The organism is Gluconobacter sp. P1D12_c (assembly GCF_018812105.1).
GTDB lineage: Bacteria > Pseudomonadota > Alphaproteobacteria > Acetobacterales > Acetobacteraceae > Gluconobacter > Gluconobacter oxydans_A.
Window position 1 is genome coordinate 1 of the sequence record NZ_JACSIQ010000857.1, and the last position, 361, is coordinate 361.

General features: G+C 58.3%; 1 pseudogene. It reads left to right on the forward strand.

Annotated elements, in window-relative coordinates:
- Positions 1-361, forward strand: a pseudogene (locus KP705_RS19530) (plasmid recombination protein); the annotation flags it as partial.

Genomic DNA, 361 nt, shown 5'->3' on the forward strand with positions numbered 1-361 from the left:
CGGTGGTGCCAAGGCCCTGAACGAGATGCAGACCGACTTTGCGCGAGTTGTGGGACGCCCTGTCGGACTGGAACGCGGCATCGAAGGAAGCAAGGCCACCCACACCAAGCTGAAAACCTACTACGGGGCGCTAGAACGGGACGCACCCGAGCACAAAAACCTGACCCCTGCTGACCTAGAACCGCAGGTGCTCAAGAAGGGGATTTTTACCMGTGTTGTGGAAGACCCTGAGCAGGTGGCAAAACGCATCAGTCAGACCGTTCAGCAGCATTATGAACCTGCCGTTCAGAGCGCCACAGTTGCCCGCACAGCGACCAAACGGGCCAAGGAAGACAGAGAGAGCCTGAAACAGCTTCAGAGC